The following is a 21,685-nucleotide window of genomic DNA, read 5'->3' as shown; positions in this document are numbered from 1 at the left end:
GCGCTGCTGTTAAACACTCCCCGGTTACTTTAAACTGACTAGCTATGCTTAAATTTTTCTTTATAAAATTCGGTGCTTTTTTTTCAGGCTGTTTGCTGTGCTTTGTGATGCACACTGAATTTAATTTTCCTGCTGTTATTGCTGCCTCTGTGGTTGGCCTTTCTGGTTCTTTTATTCCTTTTCCAAAGTCTCTTAATATTCATCCAAACGCTGCTATTTACGCAGGAAGTTTTGCGGGTATGTGTTCTTCTAGTTTAATTAACAGTTACTGGGAACTGGCTTTTATTTCACTCTTAGGTGCTTGTTTGTATGTACTTACTTTAAATTTATTTTCTGGCTTTGGAGGAAAATTAGGGAGTATTGCATTTGTAAGCGTTGCTGTATTTGCGCTAGCAAAAGGAATATTTGTATGACAATAGAATACCCGGCAATTGCATTTTTTGGCGCTTTATTAACATTTTTACTCGCCAAACATAGGCTTTTTAGCGCTATTAGTGCCTCTTCGAGTTTATCTATAGTTGCTTACTGCATTTTTTATGGTTTTAATTTACACCCTGAGCTTTACAGTGCCATTTTTTTTGGTGGTACGTTTATTGGTATGAGTGCACCTAAGCGTTTTGGTTTGTATACAATAACCTGCGCTGCAGTGATTTTTGCGATTCTATTTGAATATTTAGTCCCTAAAATAAGTAACTATGGTGGAGCACTAGGTATTAGTGCATTTTTATCTGTATGTGCTTGTCATATCTTTATTTTATTTGGGGCACCACGTAGTAAAAAGTAATAAATAATACGAATACCTTTCAAATTTAAAATTCAGAAGTTTAAAAAACACTCAAATAAATCTGATCTCTTGTAAAAGTACTCCCGTAACGTTACGAGATTGTTAATTACATTTCACACAGAAGGATCAGGTCATGAACAAATTACTGAAGGTATGTCTCATTACACTTCCCTTATTATTAGCACAAGGTTGTAATGACGATGATGACGATAACATACCAGTACAAGTTGAACCCGAAGCATCTTCAACCATTGTTGATGTAGCAAGAAATGCGGGTAACTTTACTACCCTAGTTGCAGCGCTTGAGGCAACAGGCTTGGACGATACACTTGCCGATACGAGTCAGGAGTTTACTGTTTTTGCCCCAACAGATGATGCCTTTGCACTTCTCGGCGAAGATACAATAAATGGCCTACTGGCTGACACAGATACACTGAGCTCAATATTAACTTATCACGTTGTATCAGGAAGTGTTAACGCAGAAGCAGCTATAGGCCTTGCTGGTACAACTGTTGACACGGTAAACGGCGGCAAAGTCGCTTTATCGTTAAATGGCGAGAGCTTGTTAATAAACACAAGCACAGTAACCATGACTGATATTGCAACGGACAATGGCATCATTCATGTAATAGACGCAGTACTTATGCCTATCGCCACGGCTGAGTCAGCCCCTACCGCTAATATTATAGAAACAGCGAATCAAGCAGGCGACTTCACTACCTTACTTGCCGCATTAGACGAAGCCGGTTTAACATCGGCATTGAGCGATGAGTCAGCGCAGTTCACCGTTTTTGCACCTACAGATGCAGCTTTTGATGCTGTTGGTAGCAAAATGATTAACACACTTTTAGCAAACCCTGAGGTATTAGCCGACATCTTAAAGCAGCACGTTTTAATGGGTGCGGTTGACTCGGTAACAGCTATGTCATTAAATGGTCAATCTGCAGAAACGCTGCTAGGCAACTCTCTTCCAATTACAATTAATACTGAAACAGATATGCTTATGTTTGGCGGTGCCAATATTGTGGTTAAAGATATTGCTACAACCAACGGAGTGATTCATGTAATAGATTCGGTCATTGTGGCTGATGTAACTCTGCCTGAAAGCTTTGGTACAATTGCCGACGTTGCCAGCGAAAATGGTAACTTTACAACATTAATTGCTGCGCTCGGTGCAACTGGCTTGGACACGTTAGTCGCAGATCCTACTAATACTTTTACGGTATTTGCTCCTACCGATGACGCTTTTGCAGCACTTGGACAAGACACCATTGATGCGCTACTTGCAGACACTGATACCCTTCGCGATATTTTACTTTACCATGTAGTTGCCGACGCAAGTGTTTTGTCTGACGCAGCAGTCGCCATTGCAAATAGCGAAAACAATAAAGTTGAAATGGCAAATGGCGATATGGCTGCCCTTTCATATGTAGATAGCGCATTATTCATCAACGACTCGGCAGTGACCACAGCAAATGTAACAGCTGATAATGGTGTAATTCATGTGCTCAACAAGGTAATTATGCCACCCACTGAAGTTGGTACACCTACTAAAACAATTGCCACCGTTGCGACAGAAACAGACGCTCTTTCAACATTAGTTACTGCCCTACAAGCTGCTGACTTGGTTGATACATTTAACGATACAACAAAATCGTTCACCGTATTTGCTCCAACCAACGCCGCATTCAGTAAAATCCCAACCGACACCTTAAACGCGCTACTAGCCGATAAAGATGCATTAACCGGCGTATTAACACAGCACGTATTAGGCGCTCAAGTAGGCAGCACGGATGCATTTGCAGCTAATGGTAAAATGGTCACCACCCTTGCTGAAAATATGCTAAGTGTAAATATTGTCGACTTTACTAACACCACTAACGCTGAAACAGACAGCATTGCATACGATGCAGACAATGCGCGTTTAGTAACAGGCATGGCTGATACAACACCGGGTAAAACAGTTTACGTTTTTGACAACGACTTGGGCGAGTCGATGAGTGTATGTGAAGATACCTGTGCAGCAACGTGGCCACCTGTGTTAGGCACCGCTGATTCTATTGAAAACATACCAGGTTTATCACTTATTGCTCGCGCAGATAGCACTATGCAGGTAGCGTACCTAGGTCGTCCACTGTATACCTACTCTGGCGACACTGCACCTGGTGATGAAAACGGTCAAGGTGTTGGCAACATTTGGTGGCAGGTGAGCTTATCTGCAACGTCATTACAAGTTGCAGGAAGCAATGTAACAACCACCGACATATACACAAGTAATGGCGTGGTACATTTAATTGATACGGTTATTACTACTGCACAATAGTTTCTTTCCTTAGACAACAAAGTTAAGAGTGGATAACCGCTCTTAACTTTTATATTTCACGCTATTATCATTCTTCTTTTGCGAGCTAGTTGGGTAACCAAACAAAACTTTTAACTTAGCTTCAAATCCTTTAGTTATGTAAGTTAGCTTAATTAAGTACCGCCATTGATGAAATGTAATAGTGATTGGATTATTGCTATTTAGCTGCCCCACAATGCCATACTTACACGGCTGGTTTTTATCTTCTTCTACAAAGGTACCAAATAACTTATCCCAAATTATAAGTACGCCAGCAAAGTTTTTATCTAAATAGCCCCGATTAATAGCATGATGAACCCGATGATGTGATGGTGTATTAAATATAAATTCAAACCACCCAAGCTTATTTACTACCTGTGTATGCACAAAAAACTGATACGCCAAATTTAACGCAACAACGCTAAGCACAGTTATAGGATTAAAGCCTATTAAAATCATAGGTAACCAAAATACCCACATACCGGCTAAGGGGTACATTAAACTTTGCCTAAATGCCGTTGTAAAATTCATTTTTGTAGAGCTATGATGCACAACATGTGCAGCCCACAACCAATGAATATGATGCGACGCCCTATGAAACCAATAATATAAAAAGTCTTGCAAAATAAAGGCGAAAAAAACACTAAGTACCGACAGCTCAATATCAAAAACGCGATATTCATATAACCAATTAAATAATGGCATCAGTAATATTAAAGAAAGCGCATCGGCAGCTTGATGCAATAACGCTAAGGCTGTATTCGCCATGCTGTCTTTTATATCGTAAAAACGCCTGTATTTAATAAATTCAACACTAACAAACACTAAAAAAACAGGACTAAGCGCGAGTAAAATCATCTCAATGGTCATACATTATGCTCCTTAAAATACCGCGCTAGTTTATTAAGCGCTTGCGAAATATCATGTTTAACAAATAACTTAATCAGGCTACTTGGCATCCACCATGGTGGCTTAAAAGTAATACAATACCTGAGCCCTGTAGCAGTATTACCTTCATGCTCAATGGGAGTTAAATATATGTCTCCTTGATGATTTGCCACCGGCTTATCACCCATTATGCGATAGCAAATATACTTATTGCTGGCACTTATAATTTGTTCACTAAAAATAGCAAGCGGGGTTTTAACTTGCCTTATGGCACCTGCTCCACCTTTCATTTCACCTTTATTATGTGATTTTAATTGTGAAAATTGGGCATTAAAAAAACGTCCTAAATAGGCATGTTCAAGTAATACAGCAGCCACTTTCTCTGGTGGAGCAAGTAAAGTACATTTTAAATTTATAGAAACCATAAGCTACTACTACTAAAAATAGGACCTATAGCATAATAAAATTTAACGTGGCAAACTTGCTCTTACACGACCATTTTTTAGCTCTAGGCGACAAATGCAAACCCTTGCCGATCATTACTTTTCGAGTATTCTTGACTACCTACAAAGCCGAGGATTAAATAGCGCAGATGCTTTAAAAGCAATTAACTTTAACGAATACAGTAATCGTGCAACACAACAGCTGTCACCACGCATAACGCTTAAAAGCTATAATTCATTGCTTGATTATGGTCAAAAAACACTTAAAGACCCTTTATTTGGGTTTCGGCTGGGCCAACATATTCGCACCGCTGACTATGGCGTTTTGGGATATTTAGTAGAATCGAGTAATGGGTTAGGTGACGCGATACAAGCACTTTTAAATTACGACCGTTTGGTGGCAGATATAGGTCAAGCACAATTTGAACAACACAAAAACCAAGCCACTATACGCTGGTTTCCCCATGCCCACTGCAATGAACAAGTAGTGTTAAGAAACATGACGGCTTGGGTGAGTGTGGTGCGCCAATTACTCAAGACCGAATTATCACCGACTCAAGTAAGCTTTAAATATCACTACACTCAACAGCAAATAAATACGCTAACAACATGGTTTAATTGCCCAATTTTAACTCATGCTAAACACAACGAAATTTGTTTTCCGAGTAGTTACTTAAGCCTAAACTTTAAAACCGATAACGCTGCTATACATTTAGCACTTAAGCAGGTGTCTGATCAGCAATTAAGTCTTTTTACTAGCCAGCAAAATATGTCTGAAAATGTTAGTCAAATTTTAATGGCAAAGCTCGATTTACAACATTGTACGTTAGCACGCACTGCAAATGCCTTAAGCATGACCCCAAGGACCTTGCAGCGACATTTAAAGTCACAAGAAACAACATTTTTACTTCTTCTTGAAACCGAGCGAAAACGACGTATAAATGAGTTATGCAATAAACCCAATTTAGCGCAGTTGGCTTTAGCACTCGGATTTAAAGACCAAAGCTCTTTTAATCGTGCTTTTAAACGCTGGTACTCATGCAGTCCACTCGAATACTTTAAAACTAAACACAGGTAACCACATTAAAAAGGCTCTACCTTGCCTAAGTACCAAGCTTACTGATTTAAATTTAACCTCGAAAGATAAATAAGCCACGCTTATTTACTTTTATTAAACATTTAAGTTTATATTTCAGTCAACATTCTTTAAACTCGAAGCATATTAGTTATAAAAGATTGTTTTATGCACCCTCGTGTTGTAATTATCGCCTTTATGTTAATGTTTTGTACCGCGGTAAATGCGACGAGTACACTTAACTTTATTGCAGAAGACCTACACCCATATCATTTTAAAAATGAAAGTGGCCAAGTCGATGGCGCGCTTGTGGATTTAGCCAAAGCAGTTTTAAAAAACACAACGTTAAGTGCTTCATTTGAAATAATGCCCATGGCGCGCGCATTTCACGAGCTTGAAAGCAACCCAAACACTATTTTACTTTCTTTGTTAAAAACCCCTACACGCACAAATAACTTTAAATGGTTAGGCGACGTATATTTTACCGACGCCTACGTAGTTAGCTTAAAAAGTAGTAAAGCCGAGGCAACACACTTAAACCACACTAAGTTTTATAAAATAGGCACAATTCGCGGTTACTCCAGTGCTAAATATTTACAGCAAATGGGCTTTACAGAAGACAAAAATTTAGTGCTAGTGAGCTACTACCAACAATTGTGGCAAATGTTGTATAAAAAGCGTATTGATTTTGTATTAATGAATACACTCACCCTTAATAACGAACTAAAAATGTCGGGGTTAGATCCAAGCCTTATCACTAAACGGATCCACCTAGAAGATTTCCCTTCTACGCTTTACTTTGCGGCGAATAAAATGCTCGACGCGCAAACAGCCAATACACTATCAGACGCTCTTGAAGCAATTAAACAAAGTGGCGAATACAATGCTATTTTAAATAAATGGCAACTGCCACTGCCACTGCCTAATACTGCAAATAAGCTGTAATAAATACTCGCTACAATTTAGCAAAGCTAACTACACCACTTGGCTATGCGCACAATTAAAACACCACACGGTATAACGCTTCATTATCAAGACGAAGGCAATAAAAAATCTCCGCCAATCATTCTAATAATGGGGCTTGGCGCTCAAATGACCGTATGGCCAGACACGTTATATTATGGTTTAGTTAAAAACGGTTTTAGGGTAATTCGATTTGATAATCGCGATAGTGGTCTGTCAACTCATTGTGAGCACGCACCGCCTGCAAGTTTATTTAAATCGTGGTTAAGTAAACGACTCTCCATCCCGACTAAAACTCCCTACTTACTCGATGACATGGCAAACGATGTTTTAGCACTTATGTGCGCACTTAAAATAAAAAAAGCCCACTTTGTTGGCGCATCTATGGGTGGGATGATTGCCCAGTTAATCGCAGCAAAACATAAAAAAAAGGTACTCAGTTTAACAACAATCATGTCGAGCTCTAGTCTACCAAGGCCTAGTGCTAAGAGTATTGGTGTATTTATAAAACTAGCAAAATTAAGGCCTAAAACGCCAAACCTTGATGAAGCAATAAATTACAACATTAAGCTGAACCAGCTAATTGGCAGCCCTGCTTACCCGCAAACAGAAGACACACTTCGCCAGCATGCAACGCAAATAGTTAAGCGTTCATACAATCCCAATGGTTATAAGCGCCAATTAGTTGCTATGGCCGCAAGTAAAAACAGACAACATTTAATACGTAAAATTAAAACCCCAACACTCGTAATTCATGGCAGTGACGATGTGATTATTCCGCTTAATGCAGGTAAAAATACAGCCGCACTTATAAAAAAGGCCAAGCTAAGAGTAGTCCCTGGTATGGGCCATAATTTTGCCCCTGAGCTAATGCCTAAAATGACAAAGTGGTTAACTAAGCACATAAAAAAAGCGCAGCGTAAACACTTAAATAAAAAGCGCAAAAAACAGCAAAAAAACAGCAAAAAAACACATTGGTATAACCAATAATATTATTTAAAAATAACAAAAATCTAAAATTGGTAATGTTGATATTTTAAATTGGTATGTTAAATTAAAGCTAAGCGAAGTTAATATCGTTTACTTTTAAAATCATCACACAGAGACAACCATGAAAAAATACACATCTACTTTTAAACTCACAGCACTTGCCGCTGTTACTCATTTATTATTTATGGGCTGCGCTAGTACAAATACTAAAGTTGAAAATAATGCAGCAGTCCCTGCGTCAAAATTTGATTTATCACAATGGAAAATAAACGTACCGGTCGATTTAAACAACGATGGAAAAATAGATACAATAGACGTTGAAGAAATTCAAACTTACGCTCACCCTGATTTTTTCTATCTTGATGAGCAAGGTTATATGGTATTTACCTCGCCAAATAAAGCACTTACCAGCGCCAACTCTACCAATACACGTAGTGAATTAAGACAAATGATCCGCGGGTCAAATACCAAAATTAAAACAAAAAACTCAAAAAATAATTTTGCATTGGCTGTACATCCCCTTTCAGAGCGTTTTGGCTCTGTAGGTGGAAAAATGGAAGCCACGTTGAAGGTTGACCATGTAGCACTTCGGGCCACAGATCCTAATAAAAAAGCAGCTTACTCTGTTGTTGTTGGGCAAATTCATGCAGGTAAAAACCAAGCATTAATTGATACAAAACTGGGTTATGGGTGGGGCAACGAACCGCTAAAAATTTACTATAAAAAATGGCCAGGTCATAAAACAGGCTCCGTTTTTTGGAACTACGAACGTAATCTCCCAAAAACAGATCCTAACCGTACAGACATTACCTACCCAGTATGGGGAAACACGTGGGAAAACCCAAGTGATCCAGCGGATATGGGAATAGCCCTTGGCGAAGATTTTAGCTACACCGTGAACGTGCATGGTAATGTAATGCACCTAACCTTTAGCGCACAGAGTAAAAAAGACGTTAATTACTCAATTAACTTAGGGAACAATGTTGATGCATATGGCAAGGTGGATTATAAAGATCATCCACATGGTTATGCTGCCGACTGGCACTATTTTAAAGCCGGTGCTTATAACCAATGTAGCACAAAATCATCTAAAGGTATTTGGTACCCTGGCTGCTTAGGTACAGGCGAATGGGCACTCGACAAGCAAAATGGTGATTACGCACAAGTGAGCTTTAAAAAATTAGTATTAAGCCCATCAACTAAACCATAAGCGTTGCTGTAGCTAAGTAGTTTTTAAGAGATGTAAACAGTGGCGAAGGTAAATTATTAATATCACACCAGCGCCACTGAATACATTTATTAGGCTCGTTAAGAGTTGGCTCGCCATCTTTATACTCTGCTTTTACATATAATGTAATGTAGTGTTTATTTTCAGCACTGAAAATATCGTTAGTAAAATCTAGCTTAGTTATATTACTTACATTTAACCCTGTTTCCTCACATACCTCGCGTATTGCACATTGCTCAACTGCCTCGCCAAACTCTAAATGCCCGCCGGGTGTTGCCCATGTATTTGCACCATGCGCACCAATGCGCTCGCCTAATAAAATAGTGTTTTGGCGCATAATAATAACCGCCACGCCTACTCTCACTTCGTTACTCATACAATTAATTCCTTACAAATATAAGGCTATGCTGAGCCGCGCGCCTTAATTTGTCAAACTGATTGCAACTGCATATTAACCATGTGATTAACTTTTAGCCGACCAAGGTCGAATAGCCTACACGGATAAAAAAGCCTACCTTTTGTAAGGTCTCTCACACATATTAGTTTTAGGAGCCAGTTATGCCAGACCTTTACAACCAGCAATACACTACCTTTAAGCAAAATCCAGCTCAGTTTTGGCTTGAACAAAGCAAAAGCATACCGTGGTATAAAACGCCAAAACAAGCCTACACAAAAGACAACGACGGCCTTTATCATTGGTTTAGTGATGGACAACTAAATACCAGCTTTTTAGCCCTAGACCAGCATATTATTGCAGGCTTTGGCGAACAAACTGCACTGATTTACGACTCACCTGTCACCAATACAAAGCAAATTTATACTTACAACCAACTACAACATGAAGTGGCTAAGTTTGCAGGCGTAATGAAATCATACGGTGTACAAAAAGGTGACCGCGTAGTGATTTACATGCCCATGATCCCACAAGCTGTTATTGGTATGTTAGCTTGTGCTCGCTTGGGCGCTATACACTCAGTGGTGTTTGGCGGCTTTGCTGCGCACGAACTAGCTGTGCGTATCGACGATGCTAAACCTAAACTGATACTCAGCGCTTCTTGCGGTGTAGAGGTAGATAGCATCATTGAATACAAACCACTAATTGATAACGCCATAGAACTTGCCAATCACAAAATAAATCACTGTATTATTTACCAGCGTGAACAGGTCACTGCAACCATGGTGAAAATGCGCGATATAGATTGGACGCATGCCATGCAAACAACACAAGCAGCCGACCCAATACCAGTAAATGGTGACGACCCGCTTTATATTTTATATACATCAGGTACCACAGGTACTCCCAAAGGCGTTGTGCGTGAAAATGGCGGGCACGCCGTTGCAATGAACTACAGCATGAAAACGGTTTATGGTATGGAGCCTGGAGAGGTGTTTTGGGCGGCATCAGATATTGGCTGGGTAGTTGGGCACTCTTATATTGTGTATGCACCACTAATGTACCGGTGTGCAACCGTTTTGTATGAAGGAAAACCTGTTCGCACTCCCGATGCCAGCGCTTTTTGGCGTGTAGTTGAAGAATATAAAGTGAGTGCGTTATTTAGCGCACCCACAGCATTTAGAGCCATTAAAAAAGAAGATCCTAATGCTGAAGGCTTTAAAAAATATAATACCTCTAGCTTAAAGCGGTTGTTTTTAGCAGGCGAACGCCTCGACCCACCCACTTATCAATGGCTACAAGAGAAAACTCAACTTCCGGTACTCGATCACTGGTGGCAAACCGAAACAGGTTGGGCGATTGCCTGTAATCCAGTAGGAATAGAAACATTAACAACCAAACCTGGCAGTTCAACCGTACCAACACCCGGGTTTGATGTTCGTATACTCGACATGGACGGTAATGAATGCGCCGCTAACGAACAAGGGGCTGTAGTTATAAAGCTTCCTTTACCGCCCGGATGCTTACCCACTATTTGGCAAGACACAGCCCGATTTAAAGCCAGTTATTTAAGTGAATACGAGGGCTACTACCTTTCTGGCGATGGCGGTTATATAGATGAAGACGGCTACTTATTCATAATGGGCCGTACAGATGACGTTATAAATGTTGCAGGCCACAGGCTTTCTACCGGCGAAATGGAAGAAATTGTAGCAGCTCATCCAGCGGTTGCCGAATGTGCTGTATTTGGTGTAAACGACCCACTAAAAGGCCAGCTCCCAATGGGCATGATTGTACTTAAAAATGACTTCACAGGGTCAAGCCAAGAAGTCGAAAAAGCACTTGTTGCCTCCGTACGTAATCAAATTGGTGCCATTGCATGTTTAAAAAATATAGTTAGCGTAGAGCGCTTACCTAAAACTCGTTCCGGAAAAATACTACGTAAAAACTTGCGCCAACTCATCGATGGCGACGAACTGCAAATCCCTTCAACCATAGACGACGCAAGTATTTTTGAAGAAATAAATCAACAACTTACTATGCGTTAGCCCAACCAAACAAAGCCACTTTATAATTAATAAAAAGTGGCTTTTACATTTACGAAACCATCACCAGTGCATACGTATTCACATTGAATTAACAATGATAGATTGTAATAGTGCAATTTTTTGTATGCTAAGGCGCCACCATGAAATTAATTGCTTTACTGTTTAGCTTATCAATATTTGTAGTGCATACCAGCTATGCAAATACGGCTAACGTGCAAGTAAGCAAAGGCCACATTGAAGTAATCGACAATATAGAGTCACAGTTTGTAAAAAAACCGTTTTTTAAATATTTGGCTACCGCCAGGTTACAACAAAAACACCAGCTACGACGTGCTCTACATGCACGATGGCCGCATGCTATTTGATGCCAACAGTACATGGAACAAGCAAGAATGGCGCGTAGATGAAGTAGCCGGCACATTAATAGAGCAAGGCAAAGTACGCCCATTTATTGTGGTCGGCATTCCTAACGCCGCAGAAAACCGCCACAGCGAATACTACCCACAAAAACCGTTTGAGGCCCTAAGCAAGCAAAAGCAAAACGCCCTTTACCAGTTAGAAAAATACCCAGGCCATAAATTATTTGCCTCTAACGTCTACTCAGATAACTACTCACGTTTTTTAGTTAAAGAAGTTATTCCTTACATTGAGTCTAACTACAACGTAAACAAAGGCGCCCAGTACCGCTATATTGGTGGCTCTAGCATGGGTGGGCTTATATCGTGGTACACACTACTTAATTACCCTAACGAATTTGCCGGCGCTATTAGTATGTCGACCCATTGGCCAGGTATTTTTAGCCACGACGACGAAGTATTTGTACAATTTAAACAGTACATTGCCAACAACATCGCAAAGCTGAGTAATCAAAAAGTGTATTTTGATTACGGCGACAGCACCTTAGATGCCATGTACCCTAAGTTACAAGCGCAAATTGATGCACTATTTATGGCGCAACAGTATCCGGCAAAACTTTGGCAAAGCCAGTACTTCCCGGGGGAAGATCACACCGAAAACGCGTGGGCAAATCGCTTACACATTCCGCTTGAGTTTATGTTTAGAAAAACCAAACAAGCTGCAGCCGAGTAATCATTTACAAGTATTATCCAATCAGTAATCACAAAAAAGCGGCTTAACCTTCGTTGCGTTAAGCCGCTTTTTTAATAGACTTTTAAACCGTTTTAAAACGTAGGTCGCAAGCGAAGCGCCACCCGACAATTAACGGCGCTTAAAGCTCATTAGGCTTACCAAGCATTCATAGGAACCTCTAAAGGAACTTGGCTACCATCCTCATTTTCTAAAACTAACTGTAAGATATCTCCTGACTCCTTGCGCATTAATTTTTTTGCTTTACTGGCAGGGCAGCCCGGAATTTTACAGCCTTCTATAGAAATAATTTTTTGCCCTGCAATAATCCCTGCTTTTTCAGCGGGAGAATTAGGCTCTACTTTTTCAATAATAAATGACATTACTTTTGGGCTAAAAAAGCCATCCGCCCCAACATTCCCTACAACTCCAAGCTTCACCTCTGCTGATGCCAAGGCATTAAAAGAAATAATTGATATTAAAATAATTATAATTTTGAACATAAAAATAAACACTCCCTGTTATCCAACACTAAATATGTTGGTATCGTTTTTTGTATTGTTTGCTAAATATATGACTATTAATCATTCTCTGGGTCGCCGCGTTTATTATATCGCTCTTTGAATGACTCATAGTCTTCGCTTTCAAGTAATAAAACATTTTGTAAAGTATAACTAGCCGCACCATATGTAAAATCAGCTGATACTGAAACACCTTCCCCTATTTCAAAATCAGAACGATTAAACCCGCTAATTTCGGACTTGTTTATAGCAGCACACAACGAAGCTAACTTCTTTGGACCACTATTAATACTTATGCATAATTCAGATATTGGTTGGCCTTGCTGATCAACTTCTGGATAAATTAGTACTACCCAGCTATCGTCCAAATTTTCATTATTTCCATCAACTAGTCGATGAATGTGTAATTTTTTTGCTTCATATGAGCTCAGTACATTTTCAGAAATAATAAGCGATGTGTTTTCAGCACTACATACCCAAAATGGGCAAAGTAATATAAAAACTAAAAGTACCTGCATACATTTCCTAAAATAAAACATTCAATAATCGCAACTAGTTTGTACTGGATTGCCCTGATTGCTATAGAGCAATTTCCCATTCCCAGCTTTACAGTCTACCGTCGCATACTATTTAATCAAAGTGCTTTTAATAGTAATACCCTCACTTCAAAGCAAATGGCAAAAGCCTTAGTTGCGTTTGAGCGAACATTAGCCGCGCCAAATAGCCGCTATAAAACGTTTTTAACGCAGCTTAATAAAAACCCACAGCACGCAATTAGTAGCTTAAGTGATAGTGAACTAAATGGCCTGCACCTATTTAGAACTAAAGCCAAATGTATGACATGCCATAATGGCCCCCTACTAAGTGATAACAAATTTCACAACACTGGACTCCATTATTATGGCCGTCGTTTTGAAGATAAAGGCCGCTTTGATGCCACAAATAACCCTCAACACATAGGGCAATTTAGAACCCCCTCTTTACTAGGCTTAATGCAAACATTTCCATGGATGCACAATGGCTTATTTGAAGATTTAGCAGGCATCGTGAGTATGTATAACCATGGCGGGACTAGACCAAAGCCACGAAAAAACCAACTAAACGACCCACATTTCCCTAAAACCACCGACCTGCTTATTAAGCTTAATTTAACCAAGCAAGAACAAGCCGACCTAGTCGCATTTTTACGGACTTTATAAAAGCAGCCTTTGAACAAGAATTTTGAATTTAATGATACATGGTGAAACTAACAGAATATTTTTCACCGTATGGGTTTATTTAAGGAAAACAGTGATGATAAATATAGGCTCAATAAAATTTTACCTTTATAATGATAACTAAATGTAAATTATTATTTAAAAATCAAGGTCTAAATATGTTTGTTTTAAGTTCAACCTACTCGATATTGAAAAACGAAAATGACCAATTAAAAAAAGAAATTGAGAGTTTACGCAATAAAAATACATCGTTAATTAGTGAAAATACATCACTTATTGAAGAGCTTAATAATCCTAATAGTAATGAAGATCATAGTTTCACTCACTCTTTACTATCTAGTTCAATTAATGGTGTTAATCAAATTGATGAAATAAGACAAACCGTACTGGGCTCTTACACCAAAATTGATGAAGAAAACAAAGTAAGCGATAAAATTAATACCCTGCTCGAAAAATCAAATAGTTCACTCAATCATATTGTTAAAGAAATGGATTTAATGACAAACAAAATGGGTAGCATGACTGAAAACATTTCAGGCTTAGCCAGCATGGCTGGAAAAATTAGCACGTTTGTTTCTACCATTAGTAAAATATCTGATCAAACCAATTTACTAGCACTAAATGCTGCTATTGAAGCTGCACGAGCTGGTGAAGCAGGTCGAGGCTTTAGCGTTGTAGCAGACGAAGTAAGAGTATTGGCAACAAACACAAATAAATCGGCGCAAGAAGTAGCTGACCTTGTAAAAGAAATAATTAATAAGACCGACGAAACTGTCGTCTCTGTGGAAGGTATTAAAGAAAATAGTTCGCACTTAAGTGACAATTTTGATGCACTCAATACCGATTACACTTCAATTATTGATTTTTGCAATAATATGAAAAACACAATATCTCAAGCAGCGACCTTGTCATTTATACAAACCGTTAAACTTGACCATGTTGTGTGGAAAGGTGATGTATATGCTGTTGCAAATGGTCAAAGTAATAAATCGATTAATGACTTTAGCGATCACACAATGTGCCGATTAGGTCAGTGGTATAGTTCAGAACAATCTGCTGAATTTAAACACACCAATGCGTTTAAACAATTAGAAAACCCACATAGTGAAGTGCATAAAAATGGTGTTGCGGCTCTGCGCTCTATTCAAAATGGCGATAAAGAATCTGCAATTAAGCATATTCATAAAATGGAAGCTGCCAGCGAACGCGTAATGTATTTACTTGATGAGATTAGTTAACCACAGCTAAACAATAACGAACAAACTATTAAAATCATCTAAATTTTAATAGTTTGGCTCAAAAAGCCAGCCTTTAAATTTATCCTATTCTCTTTATCATCGCATACGCATTATTATTTAAAGCGCCCTGTTTAAAATTGTAATAAACGGTAAGAAACTGTATGGTCTACGTAAAGCATTGTAAAGGGAACGCCAAAAAGTAAGTAGGTCAGTTAATGTTCAGTTTCAAGGGGTAATATTAAGTCTAGTTATGTAACAACATAAACGAGGCACACTATGAAACTTTCCTTTTTACTACCGGGCATAATTGCCATTGGCGCGCTTTCAAGCCCAGCTATTTCAGCACCCAACGAGCGAGAAAACCATAAAAACTATAAGCGCGAAAATCCTAAACGCATTGAATATAAGCGCGATGAACGCCGCCATGAAAAAACGCTACGAATAGAGCAAAAAAAAGAAAAGCGTCAAGACCGCAAAAAAGAAAAAAACAAACAAAAAAAGAAGCAAGACAAGCGTAAACATTTACGTTACGACAACCATAAATATAACTACCTAACTAATAGATATAAATCACGCTATGACAAAGAAAATAAATATATAAGGCACTTACCTAGAAGAAGTACTTCTATCTGGTTTAATGGAATTTCGTTTAGTTTTAATGACGGTATTTATTACCGAAAAGCTAAAAAAGGCTACCATGCTGTAATGCCACCTCATGGGCTACGAATTAAAAAGCTTCCAAGGCATTATTCGCGTATTAAGCACCACAACTCCACGTATTATACTTATCAAAACGTTTACTATATTGCTGATAGAGGAGGCTATAAAGTCGTTGATCGACCAATAATACAGCGCAACAAAGCAATTAAAATAGGCAATGCTTACGATTACAGTTTGGGACAAATTTATGATGAGCTACCAACCTCAGCTGAGCCTATTACTATAAATTCTCAGCAGTATTTTAAATACAATGACATTTATTTTTTACCACAAATAAGTGGTGATGAAATAAAGTATTTAGCAATAAGTTTGGGCTGAATATTCTTTAGCTACTTAACCTGCCGCAGGTTAAGTAGCACCTTATTAATATTGATTTGCGTAACCCCCTTGTGCAATTTTATTATGAAACACCCGCGATTAATCAATACACAGCGTTTATTTAGTGAACAATTTTAATTTTAGCTCCGTATCTATGTTTAATATTTGTAAATAAAGCATTTATGACCTAAACCTTAATAGAGGCTTTATAGAGGAGCTCCACTTATGCCTACAACAAAAACAATTGATAAAAATACCGAATTTGCCCGCTGTATAGAATGCAACAAAGTAGATACGTTCGCTGCTTTTCATTGGTTGGCACTTGCGTTTAAAGATATGACCAGCGCACCATTACTCACTGTGATTTATGGCCTAGTGTTTAGTATTATTCCTGCTGCTATTATTTACTCTGCATTTTTTGCACAAAGCGTATTTGTAATATTACCCGCCACCGTTGCGTTTGTATTAATTGGACCCGCTTTTGCAGCAGGCCTATACGACGTAGCATGGGAACTTGAAAAAGGTCACAAACCAACGTTAAGACATTCACTAAAATCAATGTTTAGAAATCCTGTTGGTGAATGGGGCTTTGCAATATTATTACTTGTAATAATGATTGCATGGATGCGCATTGCCGCTCTTGTTCACGCTTTATACCCTAACTACGCTAACCCAACATTTGAAGAACTGTCAGCATTTTTAACGCTCGGAACAATTGCAGGTGGTGTTTTACTTGTGTCTGTTTTCTCTGTATCGGCTTTCACACCACAAATAATGATGGAAAGACGTGTAGACATTATGACAGCTATAGTTTCATCTATTAACGCCGTGAAAAATAACTTTGCGCCTATGGTTGTTTGGTCAATTTGTATTTTTCTGCTGGTTGCGCTTGGCTTTGTAACTGGAGCTGTTGGGTTTATTGTAATTATGCCACTACTTAGCTATGCAAGCTGGCACGCGTACATTGCGGTAATCAAAACTAAAAAACCCAGAAATTATGAATAAACGATAATCTCAACTTAATTTGTGCCATGTTCTAGTCAGGCTAGTTTATGGCACGAAATATCCCCTTCCTAGCCACCTTCGCGTTTGTTCAAAATATTCCGATTTTTTTTAAAAGTTACAATCAAACATTTTAACTTTAGTAGCTATACTTTTTAGTGCCTGATAAAGTTATTGTTATTTTATTAAACACAGTCACTTAAGGCACCTAATGGCAAACCAATTTAACGTTCTCGATACGCGGTTACAGTTATGTTGCGGAAATGGCGGGTATACTCGCGAGGGTTTTTGCTATGTACCGGATTCTGATCGCGGTAATCATAGTGTGTGTGCAATTATGACCGAGGAATTTTTACAGTTTTCGAAGTCACAAGGCAATGATCTAATAACGCCCAATCCACTTTACGATTTTAAAGGCTTAAAAGCGGGTGATAAGTGGTGTTTATGCGCAATAAGGTGGCTTCATGCGCAACAAGCAAACGTTGCGCCGCCAGTAATCTTGCAGGCCACTAATAAAAAATCGCTTGAAGTAATATCGCTTGAATTACTAAAGGCACATGAATACACCCGTTAAAAATATTCTAGTTTAGTTTCAACAAATCTGTTTGGTCTGCAAATTTTACAAAAAGATGCAGACTTTTCATAACCACCTCATATTGTTAAAAAAACAAATCAAAAAACAAAATACAAACCATTGAATTTAAATAACTTTATTAAATTTAACTTCCGGCATATTGATTGCTTCATATAATTATCACGTATTTATTATGTAAAGGATCTACATAAAAATATTAAATAGTTAAGTAGGAGAAGTTATGAGTAACACAAATAAGCAAGCTAAGTTTACCGCACCAGGTATGAGTAATGAATCAGCTGATAAAACTATCGCAGCCCTAGAAAACCGTATGGTTGCACTTATAGATCTTCAATTAACACTAAAACATATTCATTGGAATGTTGTTGGTCCTAATTTTATAGGTGTACATGAAATGCTAGACCCGCAGGTTGAAGCTGTGCGCGAAATGACAGATACAATAGCCGAGCGTATTGCCACTTTAGGCGGCGTACCAATAGGTACACCTAAGTCAATTGTTGACCGCCGTACATGGAACGAATATTCACTAGGTAAAGGACTTGTTACCGAGCATTTAGGCGCGTTAGATAAGGTGTACAACGGTATTAATGCCGATCACCGTAAAGCCATCGAAACGGTATCAGATTTAGATCCAGTATCTGAAGATATGCTAGTAAGCCAACTTGCTGACCTTGAGCAGTTTCAATGGTTTGTAAGAGCACACATCGAGTCATCTACTGGTGAATTAACGCAATAATGCGTTTATTACGTAAATACCTCAGCCCAGCATTTTTGCTGGGCTTTTTGTTTAAATTATAAAACAAAATATCACTAAGCTATTTGAGCCGTGCAAGAACTTGCGGCATGTGAATCGACCTACTAGTATCAGTAAATAGTTCTTATTATTGGTACAAATTGGCATGCTGAATTTTAAATACCCTAAACAATTTTGGCTTTTTTCTTTAATATTTTTATCAGCCTGTGGCTCAAGCAGCAGTAATACTAAAGTTCCGCAATCAAATACAAGTGTAAGTCCGACTCCAATTACACAAAACACTACCGAAGATAATTACAACATTATTATTTATGGCAATAGTCACAGCAGTCAGTTAGGGCGGATCATTGAGCATATAATCGAAAACCAATACCCAGATAAATCAGTTCATACAACCACCGTATCGGGACCTTTTTTAGATAATATTGTGAGTATTAGGGCAAATGTAGACAAGCTTAAAAACAACAACCTAAGCCATGCTATTTTTCAAGGACAAAAATACTCTCAGTCTGGTTTAACAACGTACCCTACTGATGCCGCTGAGCATTTAATTTCATTAGCCAAGACACAAAACATTACACCTATTTTATTCCCAGAACACCCACAAAAAGGCAACCCTGAAGAGGGCCAACGTGTATACGACTTACACTTATCAATAAGCGCTAAACAACCTAGCTGCGTGGCTCCCATTGGCCTTATTTGGAACAGGCTTTTAGTGTTAATGCCAAATACTAAACTACATATGGATGATGGCAACCATGCCTCTTACTCTGGCAATATATTAACAGCCATGACTTTTTCAGAAATAATTACTTCACGACCCGCCGACACCATGAAATTTGACCCAACTATTAATTTATCTGAGCAAGAACAAGCTTTATTCGGTCAAGTAGTTACTGAAGTACTTAATTTATACCCTGCTTGTGGTGCTAGCTAATCTAAAAATTTTTTATGTTTAAAATATTTTTTACTTTAATTAAAAATAAAATGTCAGGTTATTCTCATTGTTATCGACTAATAACATAACAATCAAAAGGAGAGTAATTATGAATACATTAACAGTAAGCCCACTACATAGTTTACCCGCTAGTAAAGCTAATCAATGGTTTCAAGACGGTTTTTCACTTTTTAAACAAGCATCTGTAAAGCTTTTTTTATTTTTACTGCTTCCTTTAATTATTGAAGGTATTTTTCAAATACTACCCGCCCCTTATAGCATGCTAGCCTCTAAATGGGCTGCCAATTTTGTAGGCAGTAGCGCTGTAATCGTCATTCATCACTTGGCCACTCAAAAAGTATTTTCATTAAAGTCGATTTTTAAAGCTAAAAACTGGCTAAGTATGATTCCGCTTTCAGCAATTTTAGCATCTGCTTTTTTTATTCAGTTATTTGTAGCAAAGCTTTTACTAGGAAATGATGGCATAAATTTACTTTTGTTTTCGCAGCCTACAGAGGTGTCTCAATGGCAACTAGGTATTATTTTTGCGTCGATTATTCCTGTTACACTGCCAGTCAGCTTTGCAAGCTATTGTGTTTTACTAGGTGATAAAAATGTACTGCAAGCATTAAAAAGTAGCCTGAATGCTTTTTTCTATGCGTTTAAACCAATGTGTTTAATCGCGTTGATTTCTTTCTTAAGCCTATTATTAGCTCCTTATACTTTTTTATTAAGTGCAATTATTACGGGTCCTATACTCATGTGTATAAGCTATATTGCTTACAGCAATATATTCATAAAACACAAGGAAGCCTAGTGGAAAAAAGGGACCATATTCATGAGATACTACTGCAATACGCACCTTTAATGGCGCGTATTGCTGCAACACATGAAGCAGACCAAGCACTTAGAGAGGACCTACTGCAAGTCTATCATTAGCTGTTTGGCATGCAGTAGAAAACTTTAGAGGCGATTCAAGTATGAAGACCTTTATTGCCAAGGTCGCACACAGCCGTGCTGTCGATCATGTTTTAAAAGAAATACGTCGCCAAGATCGTCATAATTTAAGCGACCCTTTACTTGACTTGGTTAGTACTGATTCTCACCATCACAGCGATAACACGTATGATTTAATGACAGCGATGAGACGGCTACCATTAAAATTTAGGCAAGTTATTTCTCTTCAATTAGAAGGTTTTAACCAAGCCGAAATAGCACATACGCTAGGTATAAACGAAGCGAACGTCGCCAAGCGCGCTAGCCGCGCACGTGGGCAACTTCAAAAGCTAATGGAGCAATAATAATTATGAATCCACTATTAGAACAATGGCAAAAAGACTATAAAAATGCGACTCCAAAACTGGATACTGCCGCACTACTGAGCCAAATTACATTAGCAAGAAAAAAACAGGCAATCAAAGCATGGTTCGACTTAGTCGCAGGCGTATTTGTTAGCTTATTTTGTATCTATGCATTAATTTTTGAAGCAACTAGTACTCCTGAGCAAGTGTTATACGCAATTTTAACTCCGTTACCAATTGGGTTTTCAACATGGGTATTTTTTAAACGTAAAAAGCTTATTAAATCCAATACCTTAGATGTTAATGCTTTACTACTTTTTAAAAAGCAGCAGCTCATTAATCAAATAAACTATTGGCGTTTAAACCTTATAGGCTGTTCCATTTTGTGGGCTGCACTTTGCATTACAGCGGCCGTGAGCGTTTTAATGTACAACCACTCAACAATATGGCTTATACAACTAGGTATTGGGACTTTGACACTCATATTAACGTTAACTCGTTATCTTTATTTAAAGTACCATCTTAAAGGTAAGCTCAATTATATTGATAATTTAGAGTAGCAAAATGTAGATCATTAACACTGTTATTAACCAAATACTAAAAAAGTCCGGCTTATAACTATTAATGAGTGCTAAGCAAGCTAGAGGATTGATTTAAAAGCTATATTTTAAATTAGCAATGAATGTGAACACAAAACCCCGTGAATAGTGTAAACAAAGCCATATTTATTAGCACTGTATTGCCTGTAATTATTCTTAGAAACTTTAATTATGTAAATGCAACAATAAACAACTGAAATATGGCATGCCGACATACAATTTCTTACGTGTTTATTTACTTTC

General features: G+C 38.2%; 26 protein-coding genes. 21 read left to right on the top strand and 5 right to left on the bottom strand.

The genetic code is table 11. From position 1 onward, the window contains the following. Positions 1–44: 44 nt before the first annotated feature. From ATS76_RS01730 to ATS76_RS01720, 3 genes are all read left to right on the top strand, one after another. Positions 45–413 carry a hypothetical protein gene (locus ATS76_RS01730; protein WP_201023484.1) on the top strand — a complete coding sequence of 123 codons (369 nt, stop codon included), beginning with the start codon at positions 45–47 and terminating at the stop codon, positions 411–413. Then, complete coding sequence (locus ATS76_RS01725; protein WP_058550790.1) at positions 410–784, top strand: hypothetical protein; 375 nt, start codon at positions 410–412, stop codon at positions 782–784. The genes ATS76_RS01730 and ATS76_RS01725 overlap by 4 nt, the downstream gene beginning before the upstream one ends. A gap of 133 nt (positions 785–917) precedes the next feature. Beyond that, a complete protein-coding gene (locus ATS76_RS01720) occupies positions 918–3,107 on the top strand; it encodes a fasciclin domain-containing protein (protein ID WP_058550789.1) in 2,190 nt (729 codons plus the stop codon). A 42-nt stretch (positions 3,108–3,149) separates the two neighbouring features. On the opposite strand, the gene ATS76_RS01715 is transcribed toward ATS76_RS01720, so the two are convergent. Together ATS76_RS01715 and ATS76_RS01710 are read right to left on the bottom strand one after the other, a co-directional pair. Next, on the bottom strand, positions 3,150–3,995 hold the full coding sequence (locus ATS76_RS01715; protein WP_058550788.1) for a sterol desaturase family protein: 846 nt from the start codon (positions 3,993–3,995) through the stop codon (positions 3,150–3,152). After that, positions 3,992–4,438, bottom strand: a complete 447-nt coding sequence (locus tag ATS76_RS01710; protein WP_058550787.1) for an SRPBCC family protein — start codon at positions 4,436–4,438, stop codon at positions 3,992–3,994. Before ATS76_RS01710 ends, ATS76_RS01715 begins: the two co-directional genes overlap by 4 nt. A 94-nt stretch (positions 4,439–4,532) precedes the next feature. On the opposite strand from ATS76_RS01710, the gene ATS76_RS01705 reads away from it, so the two are divergent. The 4 genes from ATS76_RS01705 to ATS76_RS01690 all read left to right on the top strand — a co-directional run bounded on the left by ATS76_RS01705 (position 4,533) and on the right by ATS76_RS01690 (position 8,694). After that, positions 4,533–5,534 (top strand): AraC family transcriptional regulator, encoded by a 1,002-nt coding sequence (locus ATS76_RS01705; protein WP_058550786.1) that lies wholly within the window; start codon positions 4,533–4,535, stop codon positions 5,532–5,534. 165 nt (positions 5,535–5,699) lie between these two features. Next, positions 5,700–6,476: a substrate-binding periplasmic protein gene (locus tag ATS76_RS01700; protein ID WP_058550785.1), complete on the top strand. Its 777-nt coding sequence runs from the start codon at positions 5,700–5,702 to the stop codon at positions 6,474–6,476. 45 nt (positions 6,477–6,521) lie between these two features. After that, positions 6,522–7,484 carry an alpha/beta fold hydrolase gene (locus ATS76_RS01695; RefSeq protein ID WP_058550784.1) on the top strand — a complete coding sequence of 321 codons (963 nt, stop codon included), beginning with the start codon at positions 6,522–6,524 and terminating at the stop codon, positions 7,482–7,484. A 121-nt stretch (positions 7,485–7,605) separates the two neighbouring features. Next, positions 7,606–8,694, top strand: a complete 1,089-nt coding sequence (locus tag ATS76_RS01690; RefSeq protein WP_058550783.1) for a polysaccharide lyase family 7 protein — start codon at positions 7,606–7,608, stop codon at positions 8,692–8,694. On the opposite strand, the gene ATS76_RS01685 is transcribed toward ATS76_RS01690, so the two are convergent. Further along, positions 8,684–9,088: a nucleotide triphosphate diphosphatase NUDT15 gene (locus ATS76_RS01685; protein ID WP_058550782.1), complete on the bottom strand. Its 405-nt coding sequence runs from the start codon at positions 9,086–9,088 to the stop codon at positions 8,684–8,686. The genes ATS76_RS01690 and ATS76_RS01685 overlap by 11 nt on opposite strands. 182 nt (positions 9,089–9,270) lie before the next feature. On the opposite strand from ATS76_RS01685, the gene ATS76_RS01680 reads away from it, so the two are divergent. The 3 genes from ATS76_RS01680 to ATS76_RS01675 all read left to right on the top strand — a co-directional run bounded on the left by ATS76_RS01680 (position 9,271) and on the right by ATS76_RS01675 (position 12,243). Further along, complete coding sequence (locus ATS76_RS01680; protein WP_058550781.1) at positions 9,271–11,154, top strand: propionyl-CoA synthetase; 1,884 nt, start codon at positions 9,271–9,273, stop codon at positions 11,152–11,154. 140 nt (positions 11,155–11,294) lie between these two features. Further along, on the top strand, positions 11,295–11,519 hold the full coding sequence (locus tag ATS76_RS19355) for a hypothetical protein (RefSeq protein WP_235590900.1): 225 nt from the start codon (positions 11,295–11,297) through the stop codon (positions 11,517–11,519). Next, positions 11,494–12,243, top strand: coding sequence for an alpha/beta hydrolase (locus ATS76_RS01675; RefSeq protein ID WP_235590899.1), 750 nt, complete (start codon positions 11,494–11,496; stop codon positions 12,241–12,243). Before ATS76_RS19355 ends, ATS76_RS01675 begins: the two co-directional genes overlap by 26 nt. 155 nt (positions 12,244–12,398) lie before the next feature. Here ATS76_RS01675 and ATS76_RS01670 read toward each other — a convergent pair whose 3' ends face one another. Next, positions 12,399–12,743 carry a PDZ domain-containing protein gene (locus tag ATS76_RS01670; protein WP_058550780.1) on the bottom strand — a complete coding sequence of 115 codons (345 nt, stop codon included), beginning with the start codon at positions 12,741–12,743 and terminating at the stop codon, positions 12,399–12,401. Between the two features lie 77 nt (positions 12,744–12,820). Then, positions 12,821–13,279, bottom strand: a complete 459-nt coding sequence (locus ATS76_RS01665; protein WP_058550779.1) for a hypothetical protein — start codon at positions 13,277–13,279, stop codon at positions 12,821–12,823. Between the two features lie 39 nt (positions 13,280–13,318). Here ATS76_RS01665 and ATS76_RS01660 point away from each other — a divergent pair, with 39 nt between their 5' ends. The 11 genes from ATS76_RS01660 (at position 13,319) to ATS76_RS01615 (ending at position 21,403) form a co-directional block, all read left to right on the top strand. Further along, entirely contained in the window at positions 13,319–13,960 is a 642-nt protein-coding gene (locus ATS76_RS01660) for a cytochrome-c peroxidase (protein WP_235590898.1), read from the top strand. A gap of 176 nt (positions 13,961–14,136) precedes the next feature. Beyond that, positions 14,137–15,216 (top strand): methyl-accepting chemotaxis protein, encoded by a 1,080-nt coding sequence (locus ATS76_RS01655; protein WP_058551048.1) that lies wholly within the window; start codon positions 14,137–14,139, stop codon positions 15,214–15,216. A 276-nt stretch (positions 15,217–15,492) separates the two neighbouring features. Then, positions 15,493–16,254: a DUF6515 family protein gene (locus tag ATS76_RS01650; protein WP_058550778.1), complete on the top strand. Its 762-nt coding sequence runs from the start codon at positions 15,493–15,495 to the stop codon at positions 16,252–16,254. A 225-nt stretch (positions 16,255–16,479) separates the two neighbouring features. Beyond that, the gene (locus ATS76_RS01645) at positions 16,480–17,259 is read left to right on the top strand and encodes a DUF2189 domain-containing protein (protein ID WP_058550777.1); all 780 of its coding nucleotides are present in this window, start codon (positions 16,480–16,482) and stop codon (positions 17,257–17,259) included. Between the two features lie 208 nt (positions 17,260–17,467). Then, positions 17,468–17,830, top strand: coding sequence for a DUF2237 family protein (locus ATS76_RS01640; RefSeq protein WP_058550776.1), 363 nt, complete (start codon positions 17,468–17,470; stop codon positions 17,828–17,830). A 241-nt stretch (positions 17,831–18,071) separates the two neighbouring features. Then, positions 18,072–18,587: a DNA starvation/stationary phase protection protein Dps gene (gene dps, locus ATS76_RS01635; RefSeq protein ID WP_058550775.1), complete on the top strand. Its 516-nt coding sequence runs from the start codon at positions 18,072–18,074 to the stop codon at positions 18,585–18,587. A 163-nt stretch (positions 18,588–18,750) separates the two neighbouring features. After that, positions 18,751–19,542 carry a hypothetical protein gene (locus ATS76_RS01630; RefSeq protein ID WP_058550774.1) on the top strand — a complete coding sequence of 264 codons (792 nt, stop codon included), beginning with the start codon at positions 18,751–18,753 and terminating at the stop codon, positions 19,540–19,542. A 109-nt stretch (positions 19,543–19,651) separates the two neighbouring features. Then, positions 19,652–20,359: a hypothetical protein gene (locus tag ATS76_RS01625; RefSeq protein ID WP_058550773.1), complete on the top strand. Its 708-nt coding sequence runs from the start codon at positions 19,652–19,654 to the stop codon at positions 20,357–20,359. Then, complete coding sequence (locus ATS76_RS19470) at positions 20,359–20,481, top strand: hypothetical protein (RefSeq protein WP_268795508.1); 123 nt, start codon at positions 20,359–20,361, stop codon at positions 20,479–20,481. Before ATS76_RS01625 ends, ATS76_RS19470 begins: the two co-directional genes overlap by 1 nt. A gap of 41 nt (positions 20,482–20,522) precedes the next feature. Further along, complete coding sequence (locus tag ATS76_RS01620; RefSeq protein WP_235590897.1) at positions 20,523–20,843, top strand: RNA polymerase sigma factor; 321 nt, start codon at positions 20,523–20,525, stop codon at positions 20,841–20,843. A 5-nt stretch (positions 20,844–20,848) separates the two neighbouring features. After that, a complete protein-coding gene (locus ATS76_RS01615) occupies positions 20,849–21,403 on the top strand; it encodes a hypothetical protein (RefSeq protein WP_058550772.1) in 555 nt (184 codons plus the stop codon). The last annotated feature ends 282 nt before the right edge of the window (positions 21,404–21,685 follow it).

The organism is Pseudoalteromonas sp. 10-33, assembly GCF_001469195.1.
GTDB lineage: Bacteria > Pseudomonadota > Gammaproteobacteria > Enterobacterales > Alteromonadaceae > Pseudoalteromonas.
Note: the sequence above shows the minus strand (reverse complement) of the source record. Positions and strands in the feature narration are given on the sequence as shown.